Origin of the sequence: Caulifigura coniformis, from assembly GCF_007745175.1 — a bacterium.
Taxonomy (GTDB): domain Bacteria; phylum Planctomycetota; class Planctomycetia; order Planctomycetales; family Planctomycetaceae; genus Caulifigura; species Caulifigura coniformis.
The window spans coordinates 6661616-6685424 of sequence record NZ_CP036271.1 but is presented as its reverse complement, the minus strand read 5'-3'; the positions used below and the strand labels follow the sequence as shown (position 1 = coordinate 6685424).

Annotated in this window: 22 protein-coding genes; 9 read left to right on the top strand and 13 right to left on the bottom strand. The window is 64.4% G+C overall.

The genetic code is table 11. From position 1 onward, the window contains the following. Positions 1 to 210 precede the first annotated feature (210 nt). Positions 211 to 543 carry a hypothetical protein gene (locus Pan44_RS26870; RefSeq protein ID WP_145034810.1) on the top strand — a complete coding sequence of 111 codons (333 nt, stop codon included), beginning with the start codon at positions 211 to 213 and terminating at the stop codon, positions 541 to 543. Between the two features lie 17 nt (positions 544 to 560). Here Pan44_RS26870 and Pan44_RS26865 read toward each other — a convergent pair whose 3' ends face one another. Next, on the bottom strand, positions 561 to 2987 hold the full coding sequence (locus tag Pan44_RS26865; RefSeq protein WP_197453702.1) for an ATP-binding protein: 2427 nt from the start codon (positions 2985 to 2987) through the stop codon (positions 561 to 563). A gap of 375 nt (positions 2988 to 3362) precedes the next feature. On the opposite strand from Pan44_RS26865, the gene Pan44_RS26860 reads away from it, so the two are divergent. Genes Pan44_RS26860 through Pan44_RS26830 form a run of 7 tightly spaced genes read left to right on the top strand, consistent with a single transcriptional unit; the run spans position 3363 to position 10224 of the window. Beyond that, positions 3363 to 4550, top strand: coding sequence for an AAA family ATPase (locus Pan44_RS26860; protein WP_145034808.1), 1188 nt, complete (start codon positions 3363 to 3365; stop codon positions 4548 to 4550). Between the two features lie 8 nt (positions 4551 to 4558). After that, the gene (locus tag Pan44_RS26855; protein WP_145034807.1) at positions 4559 to 5944 is read left to right on the top strand and encodes a CpaF family protein; all 1386 of its coding nucleotides are present in this window, start codon (positions 4559 to 4561) and stop codon (positions 5942 to 5944) included. Continuing rightward, positions 5941 to 6873, top strand: a complete 933-nt coding sequence (locus tag Pan44_RS26850) for a type II secretion system F family protein (protein WP_145034806.1) — start codon at positions 5941 to 5943, stop codon at positions 6871 to 6873. The genes Pan44_RS26855 and Pan44_RS26850 overlap by 4 nt, the downstream gene beginning before the upstream one ends. Before the next feature lie 27 nt (positions 6874 to 6900). Beyond that, positions 6901 to 7827, top strand: coding sequence for a type II secretion system F family protein (locus Pan44_RS26845; protein WP_145034805.1), 927 nt, complete (start codon positions 6901 to 6903; stop codon positions 7825 to 7827). Continuing rightward, on the top strand, positions 7814 to 8266 hold the full coding sequence (locus Pan44_RS26840) for a TadE/TadG family type IV pilus assembly protein (RefSeq protein WP_145034804.1): 453 nt from the start codon (positions 7814 to 7816) through the stop codon (positions 8264 to 8266). Before Pan44_RS26845 ends, Pan44_RS26840 begins: the two co-directional genes overlap by 14 nt. Continuing rightward, on the top strand, positions 8191 to 8727 hold the full coding sequence (locus Pan44_RS26835; protein WP_145034803.1) for a TadE family protein: 537 nt from the start codon (positions 8191 to 8193) through the stop codon (positions 8725 to 8727). Before Pan44_RS26840 ends, Pan44_RS26835 begins: the two co-directional genes overlap by 76 nt. 15 nt (positions 8728 to 8742) lie before the next feature. Further along, the gene (locus Pan44_RS26830) at positions 8743 to 10224 is read left to right on the top strand and encodes a pilus assembly protein TadG-related protein (protein ID WP_145034802.1); all 1482 of its coding nucleotides are present in this window, start codon (positions 8743 to 8745) and stop codon (positions 10222 to 10224) included. A 64-nt stretch (positions 10225 to 10288) separates the two neighbouring features. On the opposite strand, the gene Pan44_RS28175 is transcribed toward Pan44_RS26830, so the two are convergent. The 12 genes from Pan44_RS28175 to Pan44_RS26770 form a co-directional block, all read right to left on the bottom strand. Further along, the gene (locus Pan44_RS28175; RefSeq protein WP_145034801.1) at positions 10289 to 10924 is read right to left on the bottom strand and encodes a response regulator transcription factor; all 636 of its coding nucleotides are present in this window, start codon (positions 10922 to 10924) and stop codon (positions 10289 to 10291) included. Between the two features lie 60 nt (positions 10925 to 10984). Further along, on the bottom strand, positions 10985 to 11632 hold the full coding sequence (locus Pan44_RS26820; protein ID WP_197453700.1) for a LuxR C-terminal-related transcriptional regulator: 648 nt from the start codon (positions 11630 to 11632) through the stop codon (positions 10985 to 10987). A 462-nt stretch (positions 11633 to 12094) separates the two neighbouring features. After that, positions 12095 to 13123 (bottom strand): aldo/keto reductase, encoded by a 1029-nt coding sequence (locus tag Pan44_RS26815; RefSeq protein ID WP_145034799.1) that lies wholly within the window; start codon positions 13121 to 13123, stop codon positions 12095 to 12097. A gap of 94 nt (positions 13124 to 13217) precedes the next feature. Further along, positions 13218 to 13964 (bottom strand): alpha/beta hydrolase-fold protein, encoded by a 747-nt coding sequence (locus Pan44_RS26810; protein WP_145034798.1) that lies wholly within the window; start codon positions 13962 to 13964, stop codon positions 13218 to 13220. Positions 13965 to 13977: 13 nt separating this feature from the next. Further along, entirely contained in the window at positions 13978 to 14280 is a 303-nt protein-coding gene (locus Pan44_RS26805) for a hypothetical protein (protein WP_145034797.1), read from the bottom strand. A gap of 85 nt (positions 14281 to 14365) precedes the next feature. After that, the gene (locus Pan44_RS26800) at positions 14366 to 17551 is read right to left on the bottom strand and encodes a right-handed parallel beta-helix repeat-containing protein (RefSeq protein ID WP_197453699.1); all 3186 of its coding nucleotides are present in this window, start codon (positions 17549 to 17551) and stop codon (positions 14366 to 14368) included. Positions 17552 to 17972: 421 nt separating this feature from the next. Next, the gene (locus Pan44_RS26795; protein WP_145034795.1) at positions 17973 to 18851 is read right to left on the bottom strand and encodes a helix-turn-helix transcriptional regulator; all 879 of its coding nucleotides are present in this window, start codon (positions 18849 to 18851) and stop codon (positions 17973 to 17975) included. Positions 18852 to 19131: 280 nt separating this feature from the next. Beyond that, a complete protein-coding gene (gene rpsU / locus Pan44_RS26790) occupies positions 19132 to 19332 on the bottom strand; it encodes a 30S ribosomal protein S21 (protein WP_390620567.1) in 201 nt (66 codons plus the stop codon). A 221-nt stretch (positions 19333 to 19553) separates the two neighbouring features. Further along, on the bottom strand, positions 19554 to 20549 hold the full coding sequence (gene plsX / locus Pan44_RS26785; protein WP_145034793.1) for a phosphate acyltransferase PlsX: 996 nt from the start codon (positions 20547 to 20549) through the stop codon (positions 19554 to 19556). Between the two features lie 5 nt (positions 20550 to 20554). Then, the gene (gene rpmF, locus Pan44_RS26780) at positions 20555 to 20734 is read right to left on the bottom strand and encodes a 50S ribosomal protein L32 (protein WP_145034792.1); all 180 of its coding nucleotides are present in this window, start codon (positions 20732 to 20734) and stop codon (positions 20555 to 20557) included. 622 nt (positions 20735 to 21356) lie between these two features. Next, on the bottom strand, positions 21357 to 21809 hold the full coding sequence (locus Pan44_RS26775; RefSeq protein WP_145034791.1) for an SRPBCC family protein: 453 nt from the start codon (positions 21807 to 21809) through the stop codon (positions 21357 to 21359). Positions 21810 to 21904: 95 nt separating this feature from the next. After that, positions 21905 to 22231, bottom strand: coding sequence for a ferredoxin family protein (locus Pan44_RS26770; protein ID WP_145034790.1), 327 nt, complete (start codon positions 22229 to 22231; stop codon positions 21905 to 21907). Between the two features lie 77 nt (positions 22232 to 22308). Here Pan44_RS26770 and Pan44_RS26765 point away from each other — a divergent pair, with 77 nt between their 5' ends. Then, the gene (locus tag Pan44_RS26765) at positions 22309 to 23784 is read left to right on the top strand and encodes a protein kinase domain-containing protein (protein WP_197453698.1); all 1476 of its coding nucleotides are present in this window, start codon (positions 22309 to 22311) and stop codon (positions 23782 to 23784) included. Positions 23785 to 23809 lie beyond the last annotated feature (25 nt).

Sequence of the window (23809 nt, the reverse complement as noted above, 5' to 3'; positions counted from 1 at the left end):
CGCAGCGCTTGAGGGGTCACGCACTGAAACCTAGGTCACCCTGTACCACCGGGATGGCAAAAAACGCTCTGTGAGGGAAAGTCCTGACACGGCCCCCGTTTTCTGAAAAGCTTCCGCCCGACTGCACCGCGTGTTGCATATTTGTAGATGGTGAGGCTTGTAGGGCCTTGTGGCGTTTTGACGGATTTGGAATGCGAGGGAAGTCGCAGAATGCAGTCACGACTGGCGGAGCACTCGTTGGCGGCGGGAAAACAGGGAGAAGCTGGCCCCCCACTGCTGTCGGAGTTTTCGATTGCAATCCTTTCGATCACCTGTCTTTCGATGGGCATCGGAAGCGGACTCCCGCGCGATCTCGGGATCCTGGCCGGCCTGTGTGGAGCCCTCGGACTGACGGCTTACGGGCTCTGTGTTGCAAGAAAGGCACACGAACGGCGACTGCTCGCCGTAGAATCGCAGATGCGGATTGAAGCTCGCCTCCACAGTCACGCGAGCGGTCCCTGGCCCGTCTGCCCGTCCAGTCTGTTCGACAGCGTCGGCTCATAGAGGCCTGGGCGAGAAGGTCAGCGGGCATCGAGGGCTTCGCGAACGGCGATCGCCACCTGGTGGCTGGTGAACGGCCTGGGCAACATCCGGCAGACGGCGAATGCCGTCGCCGGCATCGCGCTGTCGCAGTCGGCTTCCACCAGCGCCAGCGCGGCGCAGCGGTCCGTCCCTTTCCGCGGGCACTTCTGCGGCGCTGCTTCAATCGTTGAGCGATCGGCAATGACGAGCTCGGCCCCGGCCAGCTCTGGCAGGGGCTCCACCGGCAGCTGCGCCAGCGAGCGAACCTTGTATCCCCTCAATTCGAGGATTCGCGCCAGCAGATCGCGAAGGCGGGGCTCCTCCTCCACGATCAGCACCGATTCGGTTCCCGAGGGAAGAACTTCCGGCCGCGCATCGACCGTTCGCGGACAGACCGCGGACATCACGCGTGGAAGGAGCACTGTCATCGCCGTGCCGACGCTCGGCCTGCTCTCCACGCTGATCCCTCCCGCCGCCCGGTCGACAACCTGCCTGACCGTCGCCAGCCCGACGCCCGTCCCTTTCCCGGCCTCCTTGGTTGTGAAAAAGGAATCGAACATCCGCGAGCAGACTTCCGCCGTCATGCCGGCGCCGTTGTCGATGACGCGCAGCTGGACGCAGGAGCCCGACCGCAGCCGCGGATTCCGTTCGAGATCCCGCAGCACCGGTTCGACCGCGGCCAGGCGAATTCCGAGAAGTCCGCCGGCCGGCATCGCGTCCCGCGCATTGGCGACGAGGTTCAACACCAGCTGGTCGAAGTCCGTGCGCGGCATGCGCACACACAGCCCGCGAACCGCGGCGTCGATCTTGAGGGTGATCTTCGAACCCGTGAGGCTCCGGATCAAAGGCTCCAGCTCCGCGACCGCCGTGGCCACGTCGAACACCACCGTCTCGTTGCGCGTCGTTCGTCCCGAACGCAGAAGCTGGCGGCTCAACGCTGCCGCCTTCTCCGCTGCCTTCTCGATTTCACCGATCGAATCCTGCGGCGAGTTCGAATGCCGCGCCAGGTCCGCATAGCCGAACACGACGGTCAGGATGTTGTTGAGGTCGTGCGCGACGGTCGTCGCCAGAAGTCCCAGCGATTCCAGCTTCGCTGCCTGTGTCACGCGCTCCCGCATCTGTTCCAGCTCGCGGGTCAATCGCTCCCGGTCCAGCGCGCTTCCCACGATCGAAGCAATGGTGCGAAGCGCCTCGCGCGCCGCCTCGCCGGGCTCCTCGTAGCCGGCCTGTTCCAGCACCAGCAGCGACTGGCGATCAGGAAGAGGGACGCCGACGAGCGAGCCGGTCGGCCTGCGCAACACCCGTCCCTGCGAAGGCACGGGCATCTCGACTGGACCAACGAGATCGACCAGCTTCCCCGCAACGGCCTTTGCGATCAGGTTGTCCGGAAGTCCCCCCGCTGTCCGCGCGGCAGCCGGCTCGCTCGTGTGCAGCGTCCAGCCTTGCCCATCGGCGCTCATATGCCACAGCGCCGCGCGACGAAACCGGCCTGACGAGATCAACGGCGCCAGGCAGTTGCCGATGGACGGGATCTCTCCCGTGGCGGCGTGCAACGCCTGTGAGGCCGATGCTACAAGCTTTCGCCATTCGCCTGTTTCGGCAGCCAGAGTCATGTCGCGCAGCACGAGCAACACGTGGGGAAGCGACCGGATGTCGCCAAGCAACGGCACGATCCGTGCTTCCACAGGGACAAGCGTGCCGTCCCACCTCTGGCCCGTCAGTCGAACAGTCAGTGGACGTCCTGAGGCCCGCGCCGCGTTAACGCTCTGCTCCCACGTGGCCGCGTGGGAGCGGGGAACGATCCGGAGCGGAACATGGATCACATCCGGCTCAGGCCAGCCGAACAGGGCCTCCGCGGCCGGGCTCCACAGGGTGCATTCACCCGCTTCGTTGAGACCGATGAGCGAATCGACCGACTCGCGGACCAGCAACGACGAGACAGCCGACGATTCGCGCGCTTCGATGTGCGCAGCGAGAATCTGGATGGCTGGAGCGATGGCCTTCTCGAGCCAGCCTTCGGAGAACAGGCTCCACACCTCCTCATGCGGAATGGAAACGAGAAACGTGACCTGCCCGATGTCAGGAACGGAAAAGCTGGCCCGGGAGACGCCCGCCTCGGGCAGGCCCCTCACGGTGTCGTCGGGGCGAGGTCGCCCGGCCGCTTCCTGCAGCGAGGCAGGGCAGCGCTCCAGGTCGCGACCATTGCCAAAGAACGCGACAGGCTCGGCGTCCTGTTCCGCTGATGTCGTGATCCAGACGCCGACCCCTTCCACGGGAAGACTCTTGAAGAGCAGGGCAGCGGCGACTTCCGCGAATGCGCGCGGATCGCTGGCGGCAACCGCCGCGCCCAGGAGACTTCGCTCCAGCCGCTCGATCGTGAGTTCGATATGGCGGACGCCGGGATCGGCGAACTCGACAGGCGACATGACCACGCTCATCAGGGCCCAGTGCACTCCTCAGGAAACGTAGGTCGCGTCTCCGGGGGAGGACTGCTTTGGTTTCGATGTCTGCGCTCGGGCCGTCTGGCTTTCTGGTGCCCGGCCGACTGCGGAAGAAACGCAACAAAGCTCGCCGCAACGTGTTGATTTGTCGCAACATTCATTGGGGAAAACCCCGACGCGCATGCGCAACCGGACCTCAACTGCGACGCGGAATGCGACATTGTCGCAATTCGGGCCTGTTGCCCGACTCTACGCCTTCACCGTTTCCGTCAGGAGTTACGTTTAGGTGAATGGGGGGCTTTCCCCTCATGCATGGACGCGCCCCATTCGCAGATGTTTCCTCCATGGATAGCGGCGCGCATGGCAGCATTGATCCTGAGCGACAGACCCGTCGCGGCCACGCATCTCCGGCGTGTCCTTCTGGCACAGGGAAGGGACTGCCCGCTGACGAGTGTCCTCCCGATTGCCCAGGCGCAGCGACTCAGCGGGATTGATTCGGTTGAGGTGATGTTTGTCGTCCTGCCCGACAACCCCAGCGAAGTCGTCCCGCTGATCCGTCAGCTGCGGTCGTCCAACTACTGCCGCATCGTCTGCGTCGGAGTGCCCCATGAGCCCCGGGCGATCCTCGAAGCACTGCACGCCGGCGCCGACGACTACATCGACGAATCGTCTGACCTGGAATCCCAGCTCGCCGATGTTCTCATCCGCATCGAGGCGGTGAGACACCAGGCGCAGACGGTGAATCGCATCATCACGATCACCTCCGCATCCGGCGGCACCGGTTGCACGATGATCGCATCGAACCTCGCACTCTCCTTTGCCCAGCGCCTGAAGAGCTGTGGCCTCGTCGACCTCGCCTCCGAACATGGAGAAGTCGGCGATCATTTCGACTTCAAGCCAAGGTACACGCTCGGCGACCTGCTCAGGAGCATCGACTCCCTCGATGCGAAGGTCGTCGCCGAATCGCTTCCCAGCCATACCAGCGGAGTGTCCGTGCTGGCGGGAGGACTCTCGCCCGACGAACTGGCCGACTGTCCGACCGAAGACGTCAACCGCCTGATGAAGCTGGCCCGGCCCGCCCGCCCCTGCTGGGTGATCGACGCCGACTGCCGCAGCGCGCGCCGGTTCCGGCTCGCCCAGCTCTCGGACACCGTCGTCCTGCTGGTCCGGCTCGACTTCGCGTCGCTGTGCAGTGCGCGGCGCGTGCTCGATGAATGGCAGGAACAGCAGATCGATTCCCAGCGGATCATCGTCGCCGCCAATCGCGCCGGGCAGCCCGGAGAAATCCCGGCTTTCAAGACAGACTCCTTCCTCCGCCGTCCTGTCGACGTCTGCCTTGTCGACGATCCGCTCAACGCCAACGTCAGCCTCAACTGCGGCGTCCCCGTCCTGACGGAAGCCCCCGCGTCGAAGCTGGCCGAACAGATCAACCAGCTCGCCGAACGCATCATGCCTTCTCCGACCCCACCTGACGGAAAGCCGAAGTCCGAACCTGGAAAGAACTCCTTCGCGAAGATCCTCCGTAGCATCGCCGTCGCCTCGACATGATCGGTTCGATGTTCAATTCCGACTCCAAACCAACGCCGCTCCAGGCCGGAGCGGCGCGCAAGGAGTCGCGCGAACAGAGGTTCCTGCGAATCAAGCAGGACGTGCACCGCCATCTGATCGCGGCCCTCGACACCGGATCAGCCACGGCGCTCAAGGATCACGAACTGCGCCGCGAACTTCGACGGGGAATCGAGGACCTCTGTCGCTATCGGGCAGACCTTCTCAACGAAGGCGAGCGCGAGCGGCTCATCAATGAAGTCATCGACGAAACCCTCGGCCTCGGACCGATCGAACCGCTGCTCCGCGACCCGACCATCTCCGACATCCTGATCAACGGCCCCAAGGTCGTGTACGTCGAGCGTCGCGGCCGGCTGGAGCGGACCAACGTCGCCTTCCACGACGAAGACCATCTCGTCGAAATCGTCCAGCGCATCGCCAGCAAGATCGGCCGGCGACTCGACGAAGCCAATCCGATGGTCGACGCTCGGCTCGCCGACGGCAGCCGCGTCAACGCCGTCATCCGGCCTCTGGCCCTCGATGGCGCACTCGTCTCCATCCGGCGTTTCGCCGCCAAGCCGTTGATCGCGGCCGACCTCATCTCGCGCGGCTCGATCTGTCGGGAGATGATCGAGTTCCTTGCCGCCTGCGTTCAGGGCCGACTGAATATGGTCGTCTCCGGGGGCACGGGAAGCGGCAAGTCCACACTCCTCAACATGCTCTCCGGATACATCTCGGAGAACGAACGCCTCGCCACCATCGAGGACGCGGCCGAGTTGCAGCTCCAGCAGCCCCACGTGGCCCGCATGGAAACTCGCCCCGCAAACCTCGAAGGCCAGGGCGAAGTCCGCTCACGCGACCTGCTTCGCAATGCCCTCCGGATGCGGCCCGACCGCATCATCGTCGGCGAATGCCGCGGCGACGAAGCCTTCGACATGCTCCAGGCAATGACTACCGGTCACGCCGGAAGCCTGACGACGATCCACGCCAACGGGACGCGCCACGCCATCCGGCGCCTCGAAATGCTCGTCGGCATGGCGAGCTTCGAACTTCCGATCTGGTTCATCCGCGAACTGATCGCAAGCGCCGTCACGATCGTCGTCCACTGCGAGCGTCTCGCCGGTGGGCAGAGACGCGTTACGCAGATTTCGGAAGTCACCGGACTCGTCGGCGAACAGGTCCAGATGCACGACCTCTTCACGTTCGAGAAGACAGGCCTCGACCAGGAGCATCGCCAGATGGGAAGGTTCATGGCGACCGGGATTCGCCCCCAGTGCCTCGAAGTCCTGCGCGAAGCGGGCATCATCCTCCCTCCATCGTTGTTCGAACGTCGTCAGCTGATTCCCGAACGAGCGGACACCGTCGCTCCCGTGACGCCCCGGAGGAATCCGACATGACTGGCATGTTCGTCCTCAGCAGCGTGTCGCTGGCGGTCGGGGCGACCGCACTGCTCATCAGTGAGATCTTCGGGGGGCACGCCCGTCGCGTCGACCGCCGGATCAATCAGCTGCGGCGCGATGGAGCGGGCGACTCCGCCCAGAACTCGAAGCTCTTCCGCGACCTGCAGTTCGTCGAATCGGGAAAGCACCGACTCCTCCTGGAGGCACGCCAGTTTCTCGAACAGTCGGCCGTTCCGATCACGCTCGCGCAGCTGGTCGCCATCTGCGGACTGTGCGGTGGGGCGTTCTGTCTGCCGCTGACGTTGCTCCGCGCGCGCGGAACGGTGATGTTCATCGCCTTCCTCGCAGGCGTGGTCGCTCCGGTCATCTATGTCGCCTTCAAACGCCAGCGGCGGATCAGACAGCTGCAGAAACTTCTCCCGGAAGCGTTCGATGTCATGGTCCGGGCCGTCCAGGCCGGACAAAGCGTGAGCGCGGCGCTCCAGCTCGTCGGAACGGAAGGCCGGCAGCCCCTGGCCCGGGAGTTTGCCAAGGCCTGTGAACAGCACAACCTGGGCCTCTCGTTCGAGCAGACGCTGCAGGAACTCTGTCGTCGCGTCCCGGTGATGGAACTCCGCATCCTGGCGATCGCGCTGATCGTTCAGCGCCAGACCGGCGGCAACCCGCTCGAGATCATTTCCAATATGGCCAGCCTGATCCGCAAACGCGCCTCCTTCCAGGCGAAGATGCGGGCCCTGACCGGCGAAGGACGCATGCAGGCGATCGTCCTGTCCGCGTTGCCGATCGTCACCTTCATCGGCCTGTACGTCGCACGGCGCGACTATCTCCAGGCGCTGCTCGATCGTCCGCGGATCCTGCAGGCCCTCGTCGCGGCGCAGGTCGTCGCCGCGCTCTGGATTCGACGCATCGTCCGCATTCCCTTCTGAACCCCTCCTCCCGGATCGACGATCGTGATGGCCGGCATCCTTCAGGATTATGCGCATGTGTGGACGGGGCTGGCGGCCTTCGGAGCCGTCTTCACCGCGTTGATGATTCTCGTCCAGTCGGACCGAAGGGTCGACAACCGCATCCGCTCGCTGACATCGAATGACGACCGTCGCGCGAAGTCCGACGGTTTCCTCCACCGGCTCCTGCGCCAACTGGGGCCGCGCAACGAAGCGTCGATCGGCACCCTTCGGAATCGCCTGTTGCATGCTGGATTCCAGGCCCCGGCGGCCGTCTCGGTTTTCTCCACGATGCAACTCCTCGTGGGAGCCGTCGGCGCCCTCCTTGGCATCTGGTTCGCCCGGTCACTCCCGCCCCGCGTCCTCGATGACCTGCTCGGCGCGCTCCTCGGAGGATGCCTCGGCTTCCTCGCGCCCGGCCACTACCTGAAACTGCGCACCCGTCGTCGCCAGCAGTCGCTCCAGTCCGCCTTGCCCGACTTCCTCGACCTCATGGTCGCCTGCCTCGACGCCGGAATGAGCCTGGAAGGGGCCCTGCAGCGCATTACCGATGAACTTCAGGTGGCGCATCCCGTTCTCGGAAGCGAACTGGCGCGCGTGCAGCGCGACATCGAACTCGGCGCCACCGCCGACCGCGCCCTCCTCAACTTTGCCGAGCGGTCAGACGTCGACATCCTCAGGACTCTCGCGAACGCCTGCAGCCAGGCCCGGCGATTCGGGTCGCGCATCGCCACCACCCTTCGCAGCCTCGCCGATTCGCTCCGCGAACAACGCGAACAGCGGGCCGAAGAAGCCGCCCAGATCGCCGCCGTGAAGATCCTGCTTCCTACGCTGATCCTGCTCTTCCCGATCATCTTTGTGGTGCTCGCCGGTCCGGCCGCCATCCAGATCGTCGAGCAGTTCTCGAAGACGGGGATGGTCAATGATCGCAAATAACCGCGCCTGGCTTCCCGGGACTGACGCCCCGCCCGAACCGCGGCAGGCCACCGCCGCGATGGAACTCGTCCTCGTCCTGCCCATCCTGGTCACCGTCATCGGCGGCATCGCCGACCTGGGCCGGATCATCAAGGCCGACATGACGCTCTCGAACGCCGTGCGGATCGGCGGCGACTACGCGATGTCGAATCGGTTCTCGGAGGACGAGGCAAACGGGTGGAAGCTGAGGCTCCGCGACGCGGTCCTCCTCGAAAGCGCGAACCTGAACCGCTTCGATCCCGCTCTGCTCACCGTCGACATCACGACAGAAGTCGAAGCGGACCTCCACACGCTCGTCACGATTGAAGCCAGCTATCCGGTCGGATGGACCCTGTTCTGGGTCACTCCCGGCAGTCGCATCAACCTCCGTCACTCGGTCACCGTGCGGCAGATCCGATGACAGTAAATCCTGGCCAACATCGAATCGGTCGAACAGCCCGCCGGCGACGGGGCGTCGCTGCGGTAGAGGCCGCCATCGTGCTGCCCGTCGCGTTCCTGATCCTGTTCTCCGGGCTCGATGTCGCGCTGACCGTGCAGCGCCAGACAATGCTGACCGAATGCGCCTGCCGCGCAGCGCGCCGGGTCATCGTCGCCGGCGAGTTCAGCAAAACGGCGATGCAGCCGACGACATGGACCGGAACCGCCGCCGACACGCACCCGATTGCGGCGGCCATTCGCCCGCTGCTGGCGACACTCACCCCCTCCATCGTCGGCATCAAGGTGCAGTGGCTCGATGGAGCGAACAGTGCCGGGAAGAAGATCCAGGTCGAGCTCTCATCGGAAGCGCCGACGGTGATTCCCCGCCTGTTCGGAGCGAAGTGGAACCTGACTGCCCGCTCGACAATGCTCATCGCGAATTGAATCAGGGCCCAATTCATGCATCGATCGCCATCCATTTCGACCGGCATCGAACGGAGCTCTGCTCCGCGCTCGGGAAAGCTCCTCGTCCTGTTCGCCGTCTTGATCCCCTCGATCCTGGCGGTCGCCGGACTCGTCCTGGACGGCGGACTCCTGACCGCCGCATCGCGCAAAGCGCAGCATGCCGCGGATGCCGCCGCCTCCGCGGCCGCTGCCGAGATCGCCTACGGAGAAGCATCCCCCGCGTCTGTCGCCGAGCGATATATCAAGGTGCTGAACCAGCTCCCGAACGCGACTGTCACCACGCATGTGCCCCCCACGGTCGGGGAGTACGCCGGAGACGAGGACCACGTTGAGGTGATTGTCACGGTTCCCGTGCAGACCCACCTGATGCGGTTTGGCGGGACCGATTCGGTTCGCGTCCGCGCCGTCGCGGGAAGGCAGGTCACCACCGCGCCGGCAGCGCTCGTCATCCTCGATCCTGATCCGCCGGAACTGAACCTCCTCGGACTGCCGATCTCGCTCCCCTCGGTCATGCCCCTGCTCGGCGGGCTGGAGGTGCTCGGACTCGGCGCCGTGCGCGTTGACGGTGCGATCCATGTGAACAATTCCTGGGGAGGCTTCGACGAGAACGGAGACCGCATCGGTCGCCGCGGTCTCCGCCGCGCCTGCTCCTGCACGCCACTCCTGCCACTCACCCGTGTCCGCTGCCGCGACTTGCGCGTTGTCGGAGGCGTCGACAACCCTGACTGCTATCAACCCTTCACCGGCGGCGGTGAACTGCCGCTGAAAGCCAACCGATTTCCCGTCCCCGACCCCTATGCGAACGTCCCCCCGCCATCTGTCGCGTCCGATTCCACGAACGTCGACACCACCTACCGCGGCGCCCCGACCGTCATCGGCATTCCGCTTATCGGACCTCCCACGACGCTCCGCCCCGGCGTCTACGACTGGATCCAGATTGTTTCCGGCAGGGTCATCTTCGAGCCCGGGATCTACATCATCCGCGGCAAGAATCCGCTCACCCAGATCAGCCTGAACATGCTGGCCGGCGAAGTGCAGGCCGACGGAGTGATGTTCTACGTCACCGACACCACCAGCTACTCCTCCGCCACCGGGCTTCCGGACGCGGCCGAAGGCGAGACGGACCCCGGAAACCCCGGAGTGCTCAGCCTGGTTCCCAGCGTCCTGATCGACACGGCGCTCCCCGGAAACCGCTTCAGCGGATTGAACTCACCCGGAAGCCCCTATCACGGCATGCTGCTCATGCAGCGCCGCATGGATCGCCGCCCGATCCTTCTGATCCGTCAGGCCTTGCTCGGAAACGTCGAGTTCGGCGGAAACATTTACGCCAAATGGGGACACGTCATCCTCACCGGAAACGGGACCTTCCGCTCCGGGATCGTCTGCGGAAGCCTCCGCATCCTCGATGTCCTCAACTGCCTGATCGACCCGGCCGACCCGCTCCCCGCCGCCAAAGACGTCTTCCTCCTCGAGTAACTGCCGTTGCCTCCGGCGTCACAAAGCGGCCGCGCGACCTCGATCGCGCGGGTCTCTCACAGCGTCACGATCGGACGGCCGAGTCCGAATCGACCGTCATCCGCACCAGCTCGACGACATTTCGCGCGCCCAGCTTTTTCATCAGCCGGCCGCGATGCGCCTCCACTGTCTTCTCGGTAATGTCGAGCGAGCGCGCGACATGTTTGTTGGCGTGCCCCGAGACGACGAGTTGCAGAACTTCCCTCTCGCGGGACGTCAGGCTGGCCAGCTTCCGCGTGACATCCTCAGATCGCGACACCTCTTCGCGGGTCCGTTGATCGATTTCGATCGCGTGCCGCACCCGCTCGAGCAAAACTCGCGGCAGAAACGGTTTCTCCAGCACGTCGACCGGATGATTCTTCATGGCGCGCAGCGCCGTGGGAACGTCGAGATCGCCCGAAATGATGATCGTCGGGATCAGCCAGCCGCGCTCCTTGAGCCGTTCCTGCAGCTCGATCCCCGTCATGCCGGGCATCCGAACGTCGCTCACCAGGCAGCCGGGAACCGCGGGGTCGAACGCCTGAAAGAAATCCATGGCATTCCGGTAGGTCTGCACCCGCAGCCCGTGTCCGGTCAGCAGCGACGTGATCAGCCCGCACACCGATGGGTCGTCATCCACGACACGGACGACAGGACCGTCTGGCTGAGGTGGAATGAGCATCCATCACCCCGGATCGCGAAAGAGCGACGTTGAAAACCAACGGAAGCCTAGCTCTCGAATTCAGCTCAGGCCGGAAAAATGATCGGTTTGCGTCTGATTGCCCACGATCTCCAGCACGAGTTCCACGTCGTTCCGCACCCCCAGTTTGCGGAGGATCTGCTGCTTGTGCTTGGCCACCGTCTGCGGACCGACGTGCAGGCTGCGCGAGATCTGCTGCGTCGTCATCGCCGCCAGAACCAGCTGCAGCACTTCACGTTCGCAGCGGGTCAGGCTGGCAATGCCGGCGATCGCCTGCGGGCGGTCGATCCGGAACGTCTTCGGCGGCCGCGATTCAAAGTAGTCGTCCAGCCGCTGAAAAAGCGTCACGGCGTCGACCGGCCCGTTGATCACGTCGGTCGCTCCGCAGCGTAGAGCCGTCATCAGGTTCGCATGACTGCAATTGGTCGTCAGAAGAATGACCGCCCCCGCCGGCGCCATCCGGCGGACTTCGATCAGCGACGTCAGGTCGAGCGACGAGCTGGAGCGCGACTCCAGCAGGATGCAGTCATTCCGGAAGGGTGACGTCTGGAATCGACGTCGGAACTCGTCGACTGACTCGAATGTCACCACCTCCAGTTGACGTTCCTGAATCTCTCCGCTGATCGCCTGTTCAAGGTCCTTGTCGCATTGAACAAGTTGAATCGCCCGCATCGGGGCAGATGTGTGCATGGCTCCCGCTCCCAAACACCCGGATGGACTTCCCTTCTCCCAATGCACCTCGCCTGGGTCCTCGTCGCATCTCGGTCGCCGCATGCAGAAAACGACCGGTCGCCCTGTTCCCTGGAGATTCTCCCTGCTGCGGAAACGTGTTTCTCGCGCCGCGAAGACTCCCGAAGGCAAATACTGCTATCGGTCATACTGAAGGGCGCGACGGTACTAAACTTCACGACCAAGGGTTTTCTCTGAATGCTCGCCGCAATCTCCTCGGACTGTGCGGCCTGAAACACACGGACGGTCCCCGGTTCCACTGACTCTCCCGGAGAATGCTGACAGCAATCCGTCAGTCAAAACCGCTCCGTCCCCGACCTGTGAGACGACATGCCACCTTGGGCGGCAAAGGCCACGCGAGCGCAAGGCTTCCTGCCAGGCTGCGGATGTTGCCAGCACCAGAAGGCACTCCGCGAGGGAGAATCAGACCCCTCGGTAAGTCTCAACGGCGGCAGTGATGCTGTCGATTTCCGCCGCGGTCAGGTCGAGCGATCCAGCCTGCGCGTTGGCGACGGCCTGCTCCGGATTGCGGGCGCCGCAGAGAACATGCGAACAGCCAGGGACGTCCAGCGTCCATGCGATCACGACCTGCGCAATCGTTGCATTGTGCCGGGTCGCGATCGGACCCAGCGGCTCGAGCATTGCCAGCACCTGCACGACATTGTCCGGTTTGAAGCGGTCCTTGAAGCGCCGCTGGTCTCCCGGGTCATAGTCGCGGTCCGGCGTGATTTTGCCGGTCAGCAAGCCCTGCGCGAGCGGGCTATAGGCGAGAAACGCGATTCCGTCCCGCGCGCAGGTCGACAGATTGATCTGCTCCTGCTGCCGGTCCAGCATCGAATACTTTTCCTGCACCGAGTCGATCACGCCGATGCGCCGATACTCCGCGAGCTGGGCCGGCTTTGCGTTCGAGACGCCAATGGCGCGGATCTTCCCCGCCTTCTTGAGGTCTTCCAGCGCCCGCATCCGTTCTTCGATCGGCGTCAGGTCGTCCTGCCAATGGGTCTGGTAGAGGTCGATCACGTCGGTCCGCAGCCGCCTGAGGCTCCGCTCCACCTCTTCACGGATCCCATCCGCGCCGCTGTACAGGTAGACGTCAAAACTTCCCGCCCCCGGTGAACCGGACCAGTCGATATTCTCCTCCGTCGTGGAGAACCGCTTGATCGCCCGGGCCTTCTGCGCCTCGGTCAGGTCCCACCGCATGCTGCATTTCGTCGCCAGCACCACCCTGTCGCGGCGATCCGCAATCGCCTTCCCCACCACTTCCTCGCTCCGGCCGAATCCGTACACCGGCGCCGTGTCGATCAGGTTCCCCCCCGCATCCAGGAAGGCGTGGATCGCGCGGATCGATTCCTGCTCGTCCGCCCCGCCCCAGGTCCAGCCACCAATGGCCCACGCCCCGAAGGCGACGGCCGAGGCTTCAATGCCGGACTGTCCAAGTGGTCGGTGCTTCATGACAACGCAGTTTCCAGAAAAAAGGACATCGCAAGCGACAGAGGCAACCGTCGACGATTGCGAGGCGAAGAGTGTAGGCGTTCAAAGCCCCGCGTCACCGTCCGAAGCGGATCTCCCGCGTCGTCGCAGGCTCGTTCAGGCGGGCCGTCACGAACTGGAACGCTCTCCGAAGCTGCACCGCCAGAAAGTTCGGCCCCCCCGGCGTCTCCAGATCGGCCGTGAACGGCAGGCCGATTGACGCCAGCTTGCTGGCCAGACGCTCGCAACCGTCAAACCGCCAGTCGCCGCGGGAACACGCGAACCACTGGTGCGGAGGCCAGTTCAACGGGTGCAGTCGCAGCGTCACGGTCTCCTGCCGCGCACGCTCGGACGTCTCGAACCACTCCTGCAGTTGCGGCATCGAATCGTGCAGCCGGTGGAAATCGATGGCCGGCGAAATCGCGGCCACAATTGGGAACAGTTGCGGAAATCGGTAGGCGAGCTGCAACGCTCCCTGTCCCCCGAAACCCACCCCCAGGACGGCCGGCCGGCTCGGCGACGGCCAGCGCCGGGAAACTGACGGAACGAGTTTCTCGGCCACAAACGCCAGGGGCGATTCCGCCCGGCCCAGCGCAGGATCCGGCCGGTCGATCCACCACGGCCGCACGTCCGGAACCACGGCGCCCAGACGCGCGGCCCGGACAAGATCGTGAAGAGTCTGCCAGTCGTCCGGCTCCGGCCACTGCCCATCGGGAAGCACGAACACGATTCCGACCGAGTCCTCCGCAGGCGGCAACAGACGCACTGGCGTCCCGTCGACGTCGTCGCGCACCCAGCCAGATTCGGTCACGCCGGCCGTCATGAAAGGAGCTGGATCACAGACCGTGGACAGGAAGGGAGGACAGCCGGGGCCGGTTCTGCCAGTACAGGCGGTCCGTGGTGATCACGCCCCGACGCAGCGCACACGTCAGGCACAATCGTTCGTCCCGGCCTTCGATGAAGATCTCGCCGTTCAGCAGCAGGTGCAGATAGTCCTGTCCCGGGAACTTTGCATAGCAGTATTCCTTTTCCCAGCCGAGCTTCACCCGCGCGGTCCAGACGTTCGGCTCGGGGATATACAGCCGCACGTCCGGCGGGGCCTGCTCCTGCTCGATCGGCGGGTTCTCGAAGTCGGACACGCTGCGCTCCCGTCCCTTTCTGCCAGGTGACGGGAGCGATTATAGGCGGACGCGAAGCCCGGTCCTCACGAAAAACCGCGATCGACTACGGGACGGTCGCGCCGTTCAGCCTGAAGCTGCCGGTCGTCTTGCCCGACGGAGCCTGGAACGGAGTTGTCGCTCCCTGGATCACGTTGTTGCGGGTTCCCGACAGCTGCACCGTCTCACCCATGCTGGTGAAGATGATGCCGCGGTCGACCACCACGCCCGTCGAGTTAAACTGCATCGTGTTGCCGTCGATGCGGACCGTCGAACCGGCTGCGATGTCGTCGAACAGGAACCCGGTCGCTCCGAACGCGTTGTCGATGATCACGTTCGTGTCGAGAACCACGTTGGCGTCGTCAGCCAGGTCGAACTGCATTCCCACGCCGTTCCCGCCGTTGAAGGCGATGCCGTTGCCGACAATGTTCAGCGTCGACGTTCCCGCCGCGATGATGCGGAATCCGGTCGCGCTCGTGTCGTCGGCATTCACGATGTTGTTTGTCAGGGCCGCCGTCAGACGATCGGTGGCCGACGTCCCCACGATGTCGATCGCCCGCTGGTTGGACTCGCTGAGGTTGAACTCGCTGCCGTTGACGGTCACCCCGATCGGACCCTTCCAGTCGATGTCGAGAGCCGACACGCCGCCACGGTTCGCATAGACGACCGTGCTGTCCATCAGGAGGTTGAGAGATGATCCCTCGGCCCCCGCCAGGCCCGTAAAGGTGACCGGTGTGCCGTTGTTGTCGACAATCGTCGACGAAATGATCTGCGACACGTACGTGCCGAACGTATCCGCCTGGTAACGGATCGTCCCGCCGCCGAGCGAACCGTTCTCCGCGAAGTACGAGTTCGTGATCGAGTGCAGCGCGTCGTTCCGCGAGTCGACCGCGTAGTTGGTCGTGCTTCCCATCTGGATGAAATCCAGCACGACGTAGTCGGTCGACGATGACATGATGCCGTTCGTGTTGCCGGTGAAATTCATCCGGCCCAGGCCGACGGTTCCCGCGTTCTCCAGATAGACCGCCGTGTCCATGTTCTTGATCGTGCCGCCCGATCCCAGGCCGCCGACACCGTTCACGACGAATCCGCCCGTGCTGTCGACGATCCGGATGCCGACCGTCCCGTCATCCGCGCTTACCGAGGTGAGCCGGATGTCGGTGTCCGAATCTTCGATGTCGACCGCCGTATTCTTGGTCGTCGAGATCGTTCCCTTCTCGATCTTGAGCGAGTCGACGTCGTTCACCACCAGGCCGGCTCCGTTCTCCAGGGCCAACGTCATCTTCTTGATGACGATGTCGGCTTCGGAATCGGTCACCGTCAGGGCGGCGCCCGTCGATGTCGAGTCCACCTGCAGGTCTTCGATCGTGATCGCCTTCGTGACGTTGACCACCTCCGTTGGATCGAGGCCGTTCAGCACCATGCCGCGGGCGAGCGAATCTTCGATCAGCGTCGTGCCGCCGAACGTGATGCTCTCCGTCGACCCGTTGATGACGATGGCGTCGCCCGTGATCTGCGTGACTGTCAGGTCGTCCGTGTACAGGCCGCCGCCAAGGTTGTTGCCGACGAGGCCCCGTCCGCCGCCATGCGAGATGTTCACATCGGTCAGCGTCACCGAGCCACCGGTGGTGTTTTCGATCGTCAGCGAATCTCCCGTAACGTTCGTGAATGTCGCCTGGGCGTTCACGGTGGCGTTCCCGCCGTCGATCACCAGGCCGCGGCCGCCGACCGTTTCAAAGTCGACGTTCTGGATCGAGACGTTGCCCGTCGTGTTGTTGAGCACCATGGCGTCGCCGCTGATGTCCCTGAGCGTCAGGTTCCTCAGCGTCACGTTGCTGGCCCCGTTGGCCACCACGCCGTTGCCCGTCACACCGTCGATCGTGAACCCGCTGAACGTGCTGTTGTTCCCGAGCGTCACCGCCGGACCCGTCACGCCGGTAATGAGCGGCGAACTCCCCGGAGCCGCCATCGGTCCTGTGCTCGGGCCGCTCGGAAGCTGGATGTTCCCGTAGCCCTGGGCCACGATCGTCTGTCCCGGCGTCTCGCCGAGCACGAACTGGCCGTTCTGGACCGTGATCTGTTCTGTCAGCGTCGTTCCGGAATGGACCCAGATGAGGTCGCCGCCAGCCGCCTGCGCCTGGGCGACGGTTGCCCACGCATCGTCCGCAGTCCCGTCTCCGCCCGCCGAACCCGTTCCCGAAACGTGCTGCACTTCGTAAGGCAGGCCCGTCGCGGGATTGATCGCGACGATCCCCTGGATCTCCGATCGCGTCTCGGCCACGATGACGTTGTAATTGCGTTCAACATACCGGTAAGGCGTCGGCATCGCGCGCTTCCAGCTCGACGACGGATGGCTTCCGCCCCAGGGGAATTCCACCTGGGCGCCAACCATCAGGTTGCTGCCGAACGTTCCGTCGTTCGTGTACAGCAACTGCGTCGTCACCGCGTGGTTCACGTCGAGTTCGGCCCGCGCCTTGAAACCGGTGATGTTGTCGACGCCGTCGCCGCTGAAGAAGTATCCGCCCAGGAATCCGCGAAGATCGCTTCCCCACGGACCGACCGGCATCGGAATCGAAGACCCGGCCTCGAAATCAAGTCCCTTCATCGCGCTCCCGAAGCGCGACGTCGAATCGAACAGCAGCTGGTTGTTCTCGAAACGGGCCGCCAGCGTCCCCGAACTGAATTGCTTCTCGGTGTCCCCGACAGGCAGGTAGAAGTTCGTCCGCAGCTCGAACACCTCGATCGCCGCCTCCAGGCCGAAACCGATCTGGTGGAACATCTCCCCTGTCGTGTTGTCGATGTCATAGAAAACGTTGGCCCCGTACCACGACATCATCCCTTCATCGAGATAGCGGTAACCAAGGCCCACATTTCCGCCGAACTCCGCTTCGTTCGAAACGAAGCCCCGGATGTCGCTGAAGAAGAAGTGTTCATCTTCCATCAGGTACGGCATGATCTCGACCGGCGTGATCGAGGTGTCCCGGCCGAACGTCTTGAATCCCAGGTGGCCGGTCCGGCCGATCACTCCCCAGCCGTTTTCGCTGGCGTCGTCTCCGGTCGTCGCCCGCTTCTGCGACGAACCCGGAGGCCCCTGCGCGAGGACCGCGGAACTCCAGCCCAGGGCCGCCAGGCACGCCAGCGAAGCCAGCCCATGCCGTTTCGCCCGGCCAAACGCACGCAACGATCGGGAAACGATCGTCGAACGGGTCCGAGACGAGAGGCGTGGTGACGGGGTGACCGACGAGCGGGACATTCCGAATCCTTTCAAATCCGCTAAATCCATTAGCAGTCGCCAGTTACGATATAATTGTCTGCGAAACCGCAGTTCTCCGCGCGGACTGGCGACTCCCGCCGACTCTAAGACCGCCCCTCGAAAGCCCTCAATTCGCGGTCGCCGGACAGGACGATCGCGCGCGCTTTTAGGATCATTGAAAACAATTTCGACTAAAGTCCGGACAGAATTGCCGCTCGGAAGCCGCGTCCAGCCCTCTCAGCGGCTCTCCTGAAGAACGGCTCAAGTTCCGTCCGGGTCCGCCATCGGACTGCCGGCAGGAACTCGTGGCACTGCGTGGTGAGCCGTGCCGCCGTGAGAAACCCCGGGAAACGCCAGCGTTCGCGGACGTCCATGACGCGTCTCGCGCAGGATCCCCGCAGAGATCGAAAAACGCCCCCGCTCAGCCCCGGCGTCGATAGTCCGACGGCGTCTCGCCCGACCATCGCTTGAACGCCACGCTGAAGGCCGCCGGCGATTGATAGCCCGCTTCCCGCGCAATCGACTTCAGGTCGCGGGAGGGCTGCTTCAGCAGCCGCGCCGCCAGCCACATCCGCACCTCCACCAGGAAGTCGATCGGAGCCGCCCCCATCAGGTCCCGGAACTTCCGCGCAAAGGCCGAGCGGGACATGTCCCCCACGTCCGCCAGCGACTCGACCGTCCAGTCCTGCGCGGGCGACTGCAGCAGCGCCGCGACGACCGGGCCGATCTCGGAATCGAACAACCCGGCCAGCATCTGCACATCCCGGGGCTTCGCCTGCAGGTGCTGCTGAATGACATGCAGGTACAGCGCCGTGGCCGCGGCATTGGCGACCGGCGCCGCGACCCCCAGCCGGACGATTTCCAGAAGCGAACTTGAAAGGGCCCGATCCGCTGAACCGGGCGAACGAATCACAAACGGCCGTGGCATCAGCCCGGGGGCGAACTGCGTGCCGATGCACTCCAGCCGCACCACCAGAAGCCCCGGCGAGCTGGAAAGATCATCCGGGCGCCAGAACCCGTTCGACGCCGACAGGTCGTCCGCCACATGGGAGAGGATGTCCGCACTGTCGGTTTCGTGGGTGACGATGAGGTCTCCCGACTCGAGTCTTTCGGGTTCGGCGTTCGCGAATCGGACCCACAGCGGACCGGCGGTGACGACCGCGAGCGCCGGCGATTCCAGCGAATCTTCCGGCGCAGAAAGGCTGCGCTCGCCGTCGACCTGGCAGACCACCGGCCAGCAGCTGAGCAGGGCCGTCAATGTCGGCCGCGCCGAGGGAGCTACAACGTCAGCCTGGCTCATCGGCCATCCTGGCCAGAGGAGAGGCGGAGGCGCCCTGCCAATCGGCAAGGGGCACAGGCATCGATCTCTTGTTGTTCCATAGGACCATCGAAGGGAACAGGCATTCCGAAGGCCGCCGCTGCAGCGGCAGGCATCTATGGAACCCCGCACCCGTCAGGAAGTCCCGCGGATTTCACGGTTCCAAACCCATGGAATGCAAAGAGCACGCCCTTCGGCGTGCTCTTGAATTGGATCCGTCCCGGGTCCAGGCAGCGGGCGACTGGTCGCCCGTCACGAGTGCTCAGGACTTCTTTGCGAGGTCGTTGTTGATGCGTGCCCGGCGCTGAGCCCGGCGACGCTCACGCCGCTTCTGCTCGCTCGGCTTCTCGAAATATTCGCGGCGACGCATTTCCTTCTTCACACCGGTGTGCTCAACCAGCTTACGAAACCGGCGGACTGCTTCCTGAACGGATTCATTATCTCGCAAACGCAGACGGACCACCCATGGCTCCTTTGTTGGCTCCCCTGTGGAGGGAAGTTCGTTGAAATCGGCCGCTCGAAGCAGCCATCTGTTGCCTGACATGCCGGGACGGGCGCAGGCGGATCGTCGACGCTAATGAATCGACTGCCAAAACGCAAGAGGTTCAACAATCCCGGCACACCGGGATCAGCAACTCTGCGCGACGGGAATTCCCCGAATTCGGACTCCGGAACTCGGTTTCGTTATTCGCTGAGCGCCAGAGCATCCGCGATCTGCGCGTTGACATTTCGCTTGTGCAGGGCGGCGGCTCCCTGGAGGGCGTTCGCAATCGACCGGGCGTCGCTCGAGCCGTGGCAGATGATGCACACGCCGTCGATCCCCAGCAGCGGCGCTCCGCCCGTTTCGTTGTACTCGTAGGAATGCGCGAGGTTCTCGAACGCCGCGGCCGCCAGGTGCTTCTCGGAATGCAGCGACTTCAGGATCGCGTCCGGAATCCGCCGCATGAACATCGAGGCCATGCCTTCGCTGACTTTCAGCACGACATTTCCCACGAATCCTTCGCAAATCACCACGTCCGCCTCGCCCAGGTACAGGCCCCGGCCTTCGACGTTTCCGACGTAGTCCATCTTGTAAGGGCTCTTGCTGAGCATCTGGTGCGTGCCGCGGACCAGCTCGTTTCCTTTGCCGTCCTCGCTGCCGATGTTCATCAGCCCGACGCGCGGATGCGAGATTCCCAGCATTTCGCGGGAATAAATCTGCGCCATGACGGCGTATTGATAGAGGTGCTCCGGCTTGGCGTCCGGGTTGGCCCCGACATCCATCAGCACGGTGCGGCCTGTCAGCGTCGGCAGGACCACTGCGATTCCCGGGCGTTTGACGCCTTTCAGGAACAGCCGGCTCCAGAGGCCCGCTGCGACGACCCCGCCCGTATTGCCGGCGCTGACGATCGCGTCGACCTCGCGGGTGGCCATCAGCTTCCAGCAGACGGCAATCGAGCTCCGCGGCTTTTTGCGCAGCGCTTCTGTGGGCTTTTCTTCCATGCCGACGAAACCGTCGGCCGGAACGATGCTCAGGCGCTCGCCGGAATACCCGGTTTCCGCAAGGCGTCGCTCCAGATCCCCGGCGTCGCCAACGAGCTGAACTTCAAGATCGAGATTCGCGCACAGCGCATCGATCGCGCCTTGCACGTTGATCTGCGGGGCGAAGTCGCCCCCCATCGCGTCGAGGGCGATGCGCATGCCGTTCAGTCCTGAGCTTCAACCACCGTGCGGCCCTGGTAGCTGCCGCAATTGGGGCAAACGACATGCGAAGGCTTGAACGTGTTGCACTGCGGGCACGTCTGCAGCTTCATCGGCTTCACAGCGAAATGGCTGCGACGCATCTTCTTCTTGGACTTCGAGGTCCGCCTCTTGGGAACAGCCATCGCACTCGCCTCAACTCGAAATGATCCACGCGGCCGATCATGCCAGCGTCGATTGAACCCGGGGCTGAATCGCCCCAACTCCTGATCCAATCAGGGGATCAGGCAATTTTAAGTCTGGACTCTGTGAAGAGCGGAGCATGCTACGGGAGAACGCAAGGAAATGTCAAGGATTCGCCCGTCCCGCGGCTGGGCGGGCAGGGATTGGGAACACTGCGGAGGTGTTTGACGTCGAGGGGGGCAAGGAGGGCGCGTTGTGTGGGTGGTCCTGTACTCCTCGCCCTCTTTTCCTGCGGAAGTTCAGTGGAAGGATCGGGAGAGCGTGGGTGGCGCGGACATGGAGCCGGCCGGGCCGGGTTGTGTGACGACAGGTTGACGGTGGTTGTGATCATGGTGTCCTCCACCATGACGGGGGCGGTTGCGCGGGAGAGCTTGGTCCTCGGTATTCGGAAGTGCTTGGGCGGGTGGGGATTGGGGCGGGGCGAGTCACTTTTTCACGGTCGGTCGACTTTCGTTACCGCAAGTCATTTTGCGGCAACGACGAACTGGCCCATCCTGAGAAAGTGATCAGCCCTGGCGTCCCCCGGCAGGGGCGGCCCCCCTGCCGGCGCGAGTCCGAATCGCCTTAACCCGGAATCTCCGGCTCCACCAGCGAGGCCAGTTGGCGCAGTGACTCCTGCCAGCCGAGGTAACACATCTCCGGGGGGATGACCGAGGGAATCCCGGCATGCACGATTTCCAGTTCCGTCCCGCAGCTCACCGGCCGCAGAGTGATGGTCTTGGTCATGCTCCCGGCCGGACCAGGCTTGTCGAACGTGTCGGCGAGGACGATTCGCTCGCCCGGAACAAGTTCCACGAAGCGGCTCTCGAACCACTGGCTCTGCCCCGTGCCGAAGTTCGTGAACGACATGTGATAGCCGCCCCCTTCTCGGGGGTCGATCCGTTCGATCTTCCCCAGGAAGCCAAACGGCGGCAGCCACCGGCAAAGGGCGTCCGGGTCGAGGAACGCCTTGTAAATCCGTTCGGCAGGGGCCCGAAGGACGCGATGCAGGCGAATGGTGCTGGATGAATCCGACATGGGAAAGTGCTCCTGAAAGGGACGAGTTGCGTGGGAACATGACTGCGTCGATCGACCACTGCGGAAATCGACACGCCAATCCAGAAATTCTCGGATCAGCGACCATTCATGCGATCGCCCCCTCCGGTCTCATCCGGAAGCCGTTCCCGCTCCGGCAACGGCGCCTTCCGCTCACGAATCGGCGGACACACCGGCGCCATCTCCCGGTTCAGCTCGACGTACCCCTTCCACGCGGCCGGAACATCTCCCTCATAGAAAATCGCCGACACCGGGCATTCCGGCACGCAAGCCCCGCAGTCGATGCACTCGTCCGGGTTGATGAACAGCATCGATTCGCCTTCGTGAAAGCACTCCGTCGGGCAGACAACGACGCAGTCAGTAAACTTGCATCCGAAGCACGGCTCGGTCACCACCATGGCCATGAGGTTGTCCTTTCGCTGATAGAAGTGGAGACGGCATCTACCCGGAAATGCCCGTCCCTTGCCTCAGGCCGCCAGAAATGTCCGACGAATTCGGAAACCCGCCGAACTCCGTCGCCGGCTCCGGTCACCCGGCCGAGCACGATGCCGCAGCACGGTTTGCCACGTACACCGTCCGCCTGGCGGCCCTCGTGCAGAGCCAGCTCGCCACTCGTTACCGTGCCCGGCTCGATGCGGACGATGTCGTCGCCTCCGCCTGGCGCAGCTTCCTGGTCGGCGTCCGCGAAGACCGCTGGCGGCTCGACGCCGACGATCTCTGGCCTCTGCTGGCCACGCTCGTCTCCCGGAAACTGCACAAGCAAATCCGTCGGCATCAGCAGGACCGCCGCACGGTCGATCGCGAAACGGCCGTCGACCCCATCATCCTCGACCACCACACGCCAAACGCCGACGAAGCCGCCTCGGCCACCGAAGCCCTCGAAGCGGCCCTCGACACGCTCGAACCGCTCGCCCGCGAAGTCGTCCTGCTCCGGCTCCGCGGCGACTCCCCGGCCCGCATCGCAGCTGCCACCGGCGCGTCCGAGCGATCGATCAGCCGGGCCTTCGCCGATGCCTGCCAGTCACTCCGCAAGCACGCCGGCCTCGACGATGACGACCTCCGCCAGATCGACTTCGGCGTCCTGCTGAATGTTCCCGACTCGATCGGCGATCCCGCAGCCGCCTGGACTATCGCCGGAGGACTCCCTCAACTTCTCTACTCCGAACTCCGGCTCACCCGTCTCATCGGCCAGGGCGGAATCGGCCGCGTGTATCACGCCGTCGATCGCCGCACGGGCGCCGCGCTGGCGGTGAAGTTCCTCAAGAAGCAGTTCTGGAAACATGGCCCCGCGCTGCGGTCGCTCGCCACGGAACTCGAAACAGTCAGCCAGCTCGAACATCCGGGAGTTGCTCGTTCACTCGGTTGGGGACGAACCCCCTCCGGCACGCCGTTCATCGCCTCCGAGTTGATTGAAGGGCAGAACCTTCTTGAGTGGGCCCTCTCGGCCAGCGTCACTCTGGTTGAGAAACTCGAACGCCTGGCCCTCGTTGCCGATGTGCTCTCCGCAGTCCATGCCGCCGGAATTGTCCACGGCGATGTAACCCCCGCCAACGTCGTCTGCTCGAAGGCCGGCCGCGTCGTCCTCGTGGACTTCGGATTGTCATCGACGACGGCACTCGCGCCCGCCGCGAGGACCGGCGCGACGCTCGCCTGTGCGGCTCCGGAACAGGTCGTCCCTGCGCTCGGAACCATCGGCCCCTGGACTGATATTTACGGATTCGGCGCCACGGCCTTCGCGGTCCTCACCGGCCAGCCTCTCCATGCCGGCTCGACCCGCGCGGAGATTACCGCCAGCATCGTCCGTGACGCTCAACCGATCGCGAAGTCGACTCTCGAACCATTGCTCCCGGAGCCCCTGGCCGAACTGCTGGCCCGGTGCGTCGCGATCCGAATTGCCGACCGACCGCAAACGCCGGCGCCAATCGCACGCCACTTACGGGACTGGATCCTCCCTTAGGCAGCCACCAGGGCCGGCACCGCCA

What these genes read in the sequence shown, in the direction of transcription:
- Pan44_RS26845 (WP_145034805.1), top strand. Translation starts at nt 6,901, where the DNA reads ATGGCCGGCATCCTTCAGGATTATGCGCATGTGTGGACGGGGCTGGCG.
- Pan44_RS26810 (WP_145034798.1), bottom strand. Translation starts at nt 13,964, where the DNA reads ATGACGGCCGGCGTGACCGAATCTGGCTGGGTGCGCGACGACGTCGAC.
- Pan44_RS26775 (WP_145034791.1), bottom strand. Translation starts at nt 21,809, where the DNA reads ATGTCGGATTCATCCAGCACCATTCGCCTGCATCGCGTCCTTCGGGCC.
- plsX (WP_145034793.1), bottom strand. Translation starts at nt 20,549, where the DNA reads ATGCGCATCGCCCTCGACGCGATGGGGGGCGACTTCGCCCCGCAGATC.
- rpmF (WP_145034792.1), bottom strand. Translation starts at nt 20,734, where the DNA reads ATGGCTGTTCCCAAGAGGCGGACCTCGAAGTCCAAGAAGAAGATGCGT.
- Pan44_RS26855 (WP_145034807.1), top strand. Translation starts at nt 4,559, where the DNA reads ATGTTCAATTCCGACTCCAAACCAACGCCGCTCCAGGCCGGAGCGGCG.
- Pan44_RS26820 (WP_197453700.1), bottom strand. Translation starts at nt 11,632, where the DNA reads ATGCACACATCTGCCCCGATGCGGGCGATTCAACTTGTTCAATGCGAC.
- Pan44_RS26765 (WP_197453698.1), top strand. Translation starts at nt 22,309, where the DNA reads ATGTCCGACGAATTCGGAAACCCGCCGAACTCCGTCGCCGGCTCCGGT.
- Pan44_RS26835 (WP_145034803.1), top strand. Translation starts at nt 8,191, where the DNA reads ATGGACCCTGTTCTGGGTCACTCCCGGCAGTCGCATCAACCTCCGTCA.
- Pan44_RS26830 (WP_145034802.1), top strand. Translation starts at nt 8,743, where the DNA reads ATGCATCGATCGCCATCCATTTCGACCGGCATCGAACGGAGCTCTGCT.
- Pan44_RS28175 (WP_145034801.1), bottom strand. Translation starts at nt 10,924, where the DNA reads ATGCTCATTCCACCTCAGCCAGACGGTCCTGTCGTCCGTGTCGTGGAT.
- Pan44_RS26850 (WP_145034806.1), top strand. Translation starts at nt 5,941, where the DNA reads ATGACTGGCATGTTCGTCCTCAGCAGCGTGTCGCTGGCGGTCGGGGCG.
- Pan44_RS26795 (WP_145034795.1), bottom strand. Translation starts at nt 18,851, where the DNA reads ATGAGCCAGGCTGACGTTGTAGCTCCCTCGGCGCGGCCGACATTGACG.
- Pan44_RS26860 (WP_145034808.1), top strand. Translation starts at nt 3,363, where the DNA reads ATGGCAGCATTGATCCTGAGCGACAGACCCGTCGCGGCCACGCATCTC.
- Pan44_RS26870 (WP_145034810.1), top strand. Translation starts at nt 211, where the DNA reads ATGCAGTCACGACTGGCGGAGCACTCGTTGGCGGCGGGAAAACAGGGA.
- Pan44_RS26800 (WP_197453699.1), bottom strand. Translation starts at nt 17,551, where the DNA reads ATGTCCCGCTCGTCGGTCACCCCGTCACCACGCCTCTCGTCTCGGACC.
- Pan44_RS26770 (WP_145034790.1), bottom strand. Translation starts at nt 22,231, where the DNA reads ATGGCCATGGTGGTGACCGAGCCGTGCTTCGGATGCAAGTTTACTGAC.
- Pan44_RS26815 (WP_145034799.1), bottom strand. Translation starts at nt 13,123, where the DNA reads ATGAAGCACCGACCACTTGGACAGTCCGGCATTGAAGCCTCGGCCGTC.
- Pan44_RS26840 (WP_145034804.1), top strand. Translation starts at nt 7,814, where the DNA reads ATGATCGCAAATAACCGCGCCTGGCTTCCCGGGACTGACGCCCCGCCC.
- Pan44_RS26865 (WP_197453702.1), bottom strand. Translation starts at nt 2,987, where the DNA reads ATGTCGCCTGTCGAGTTCGCCGATCCCGGCGTCCGCCATATCGAACTC.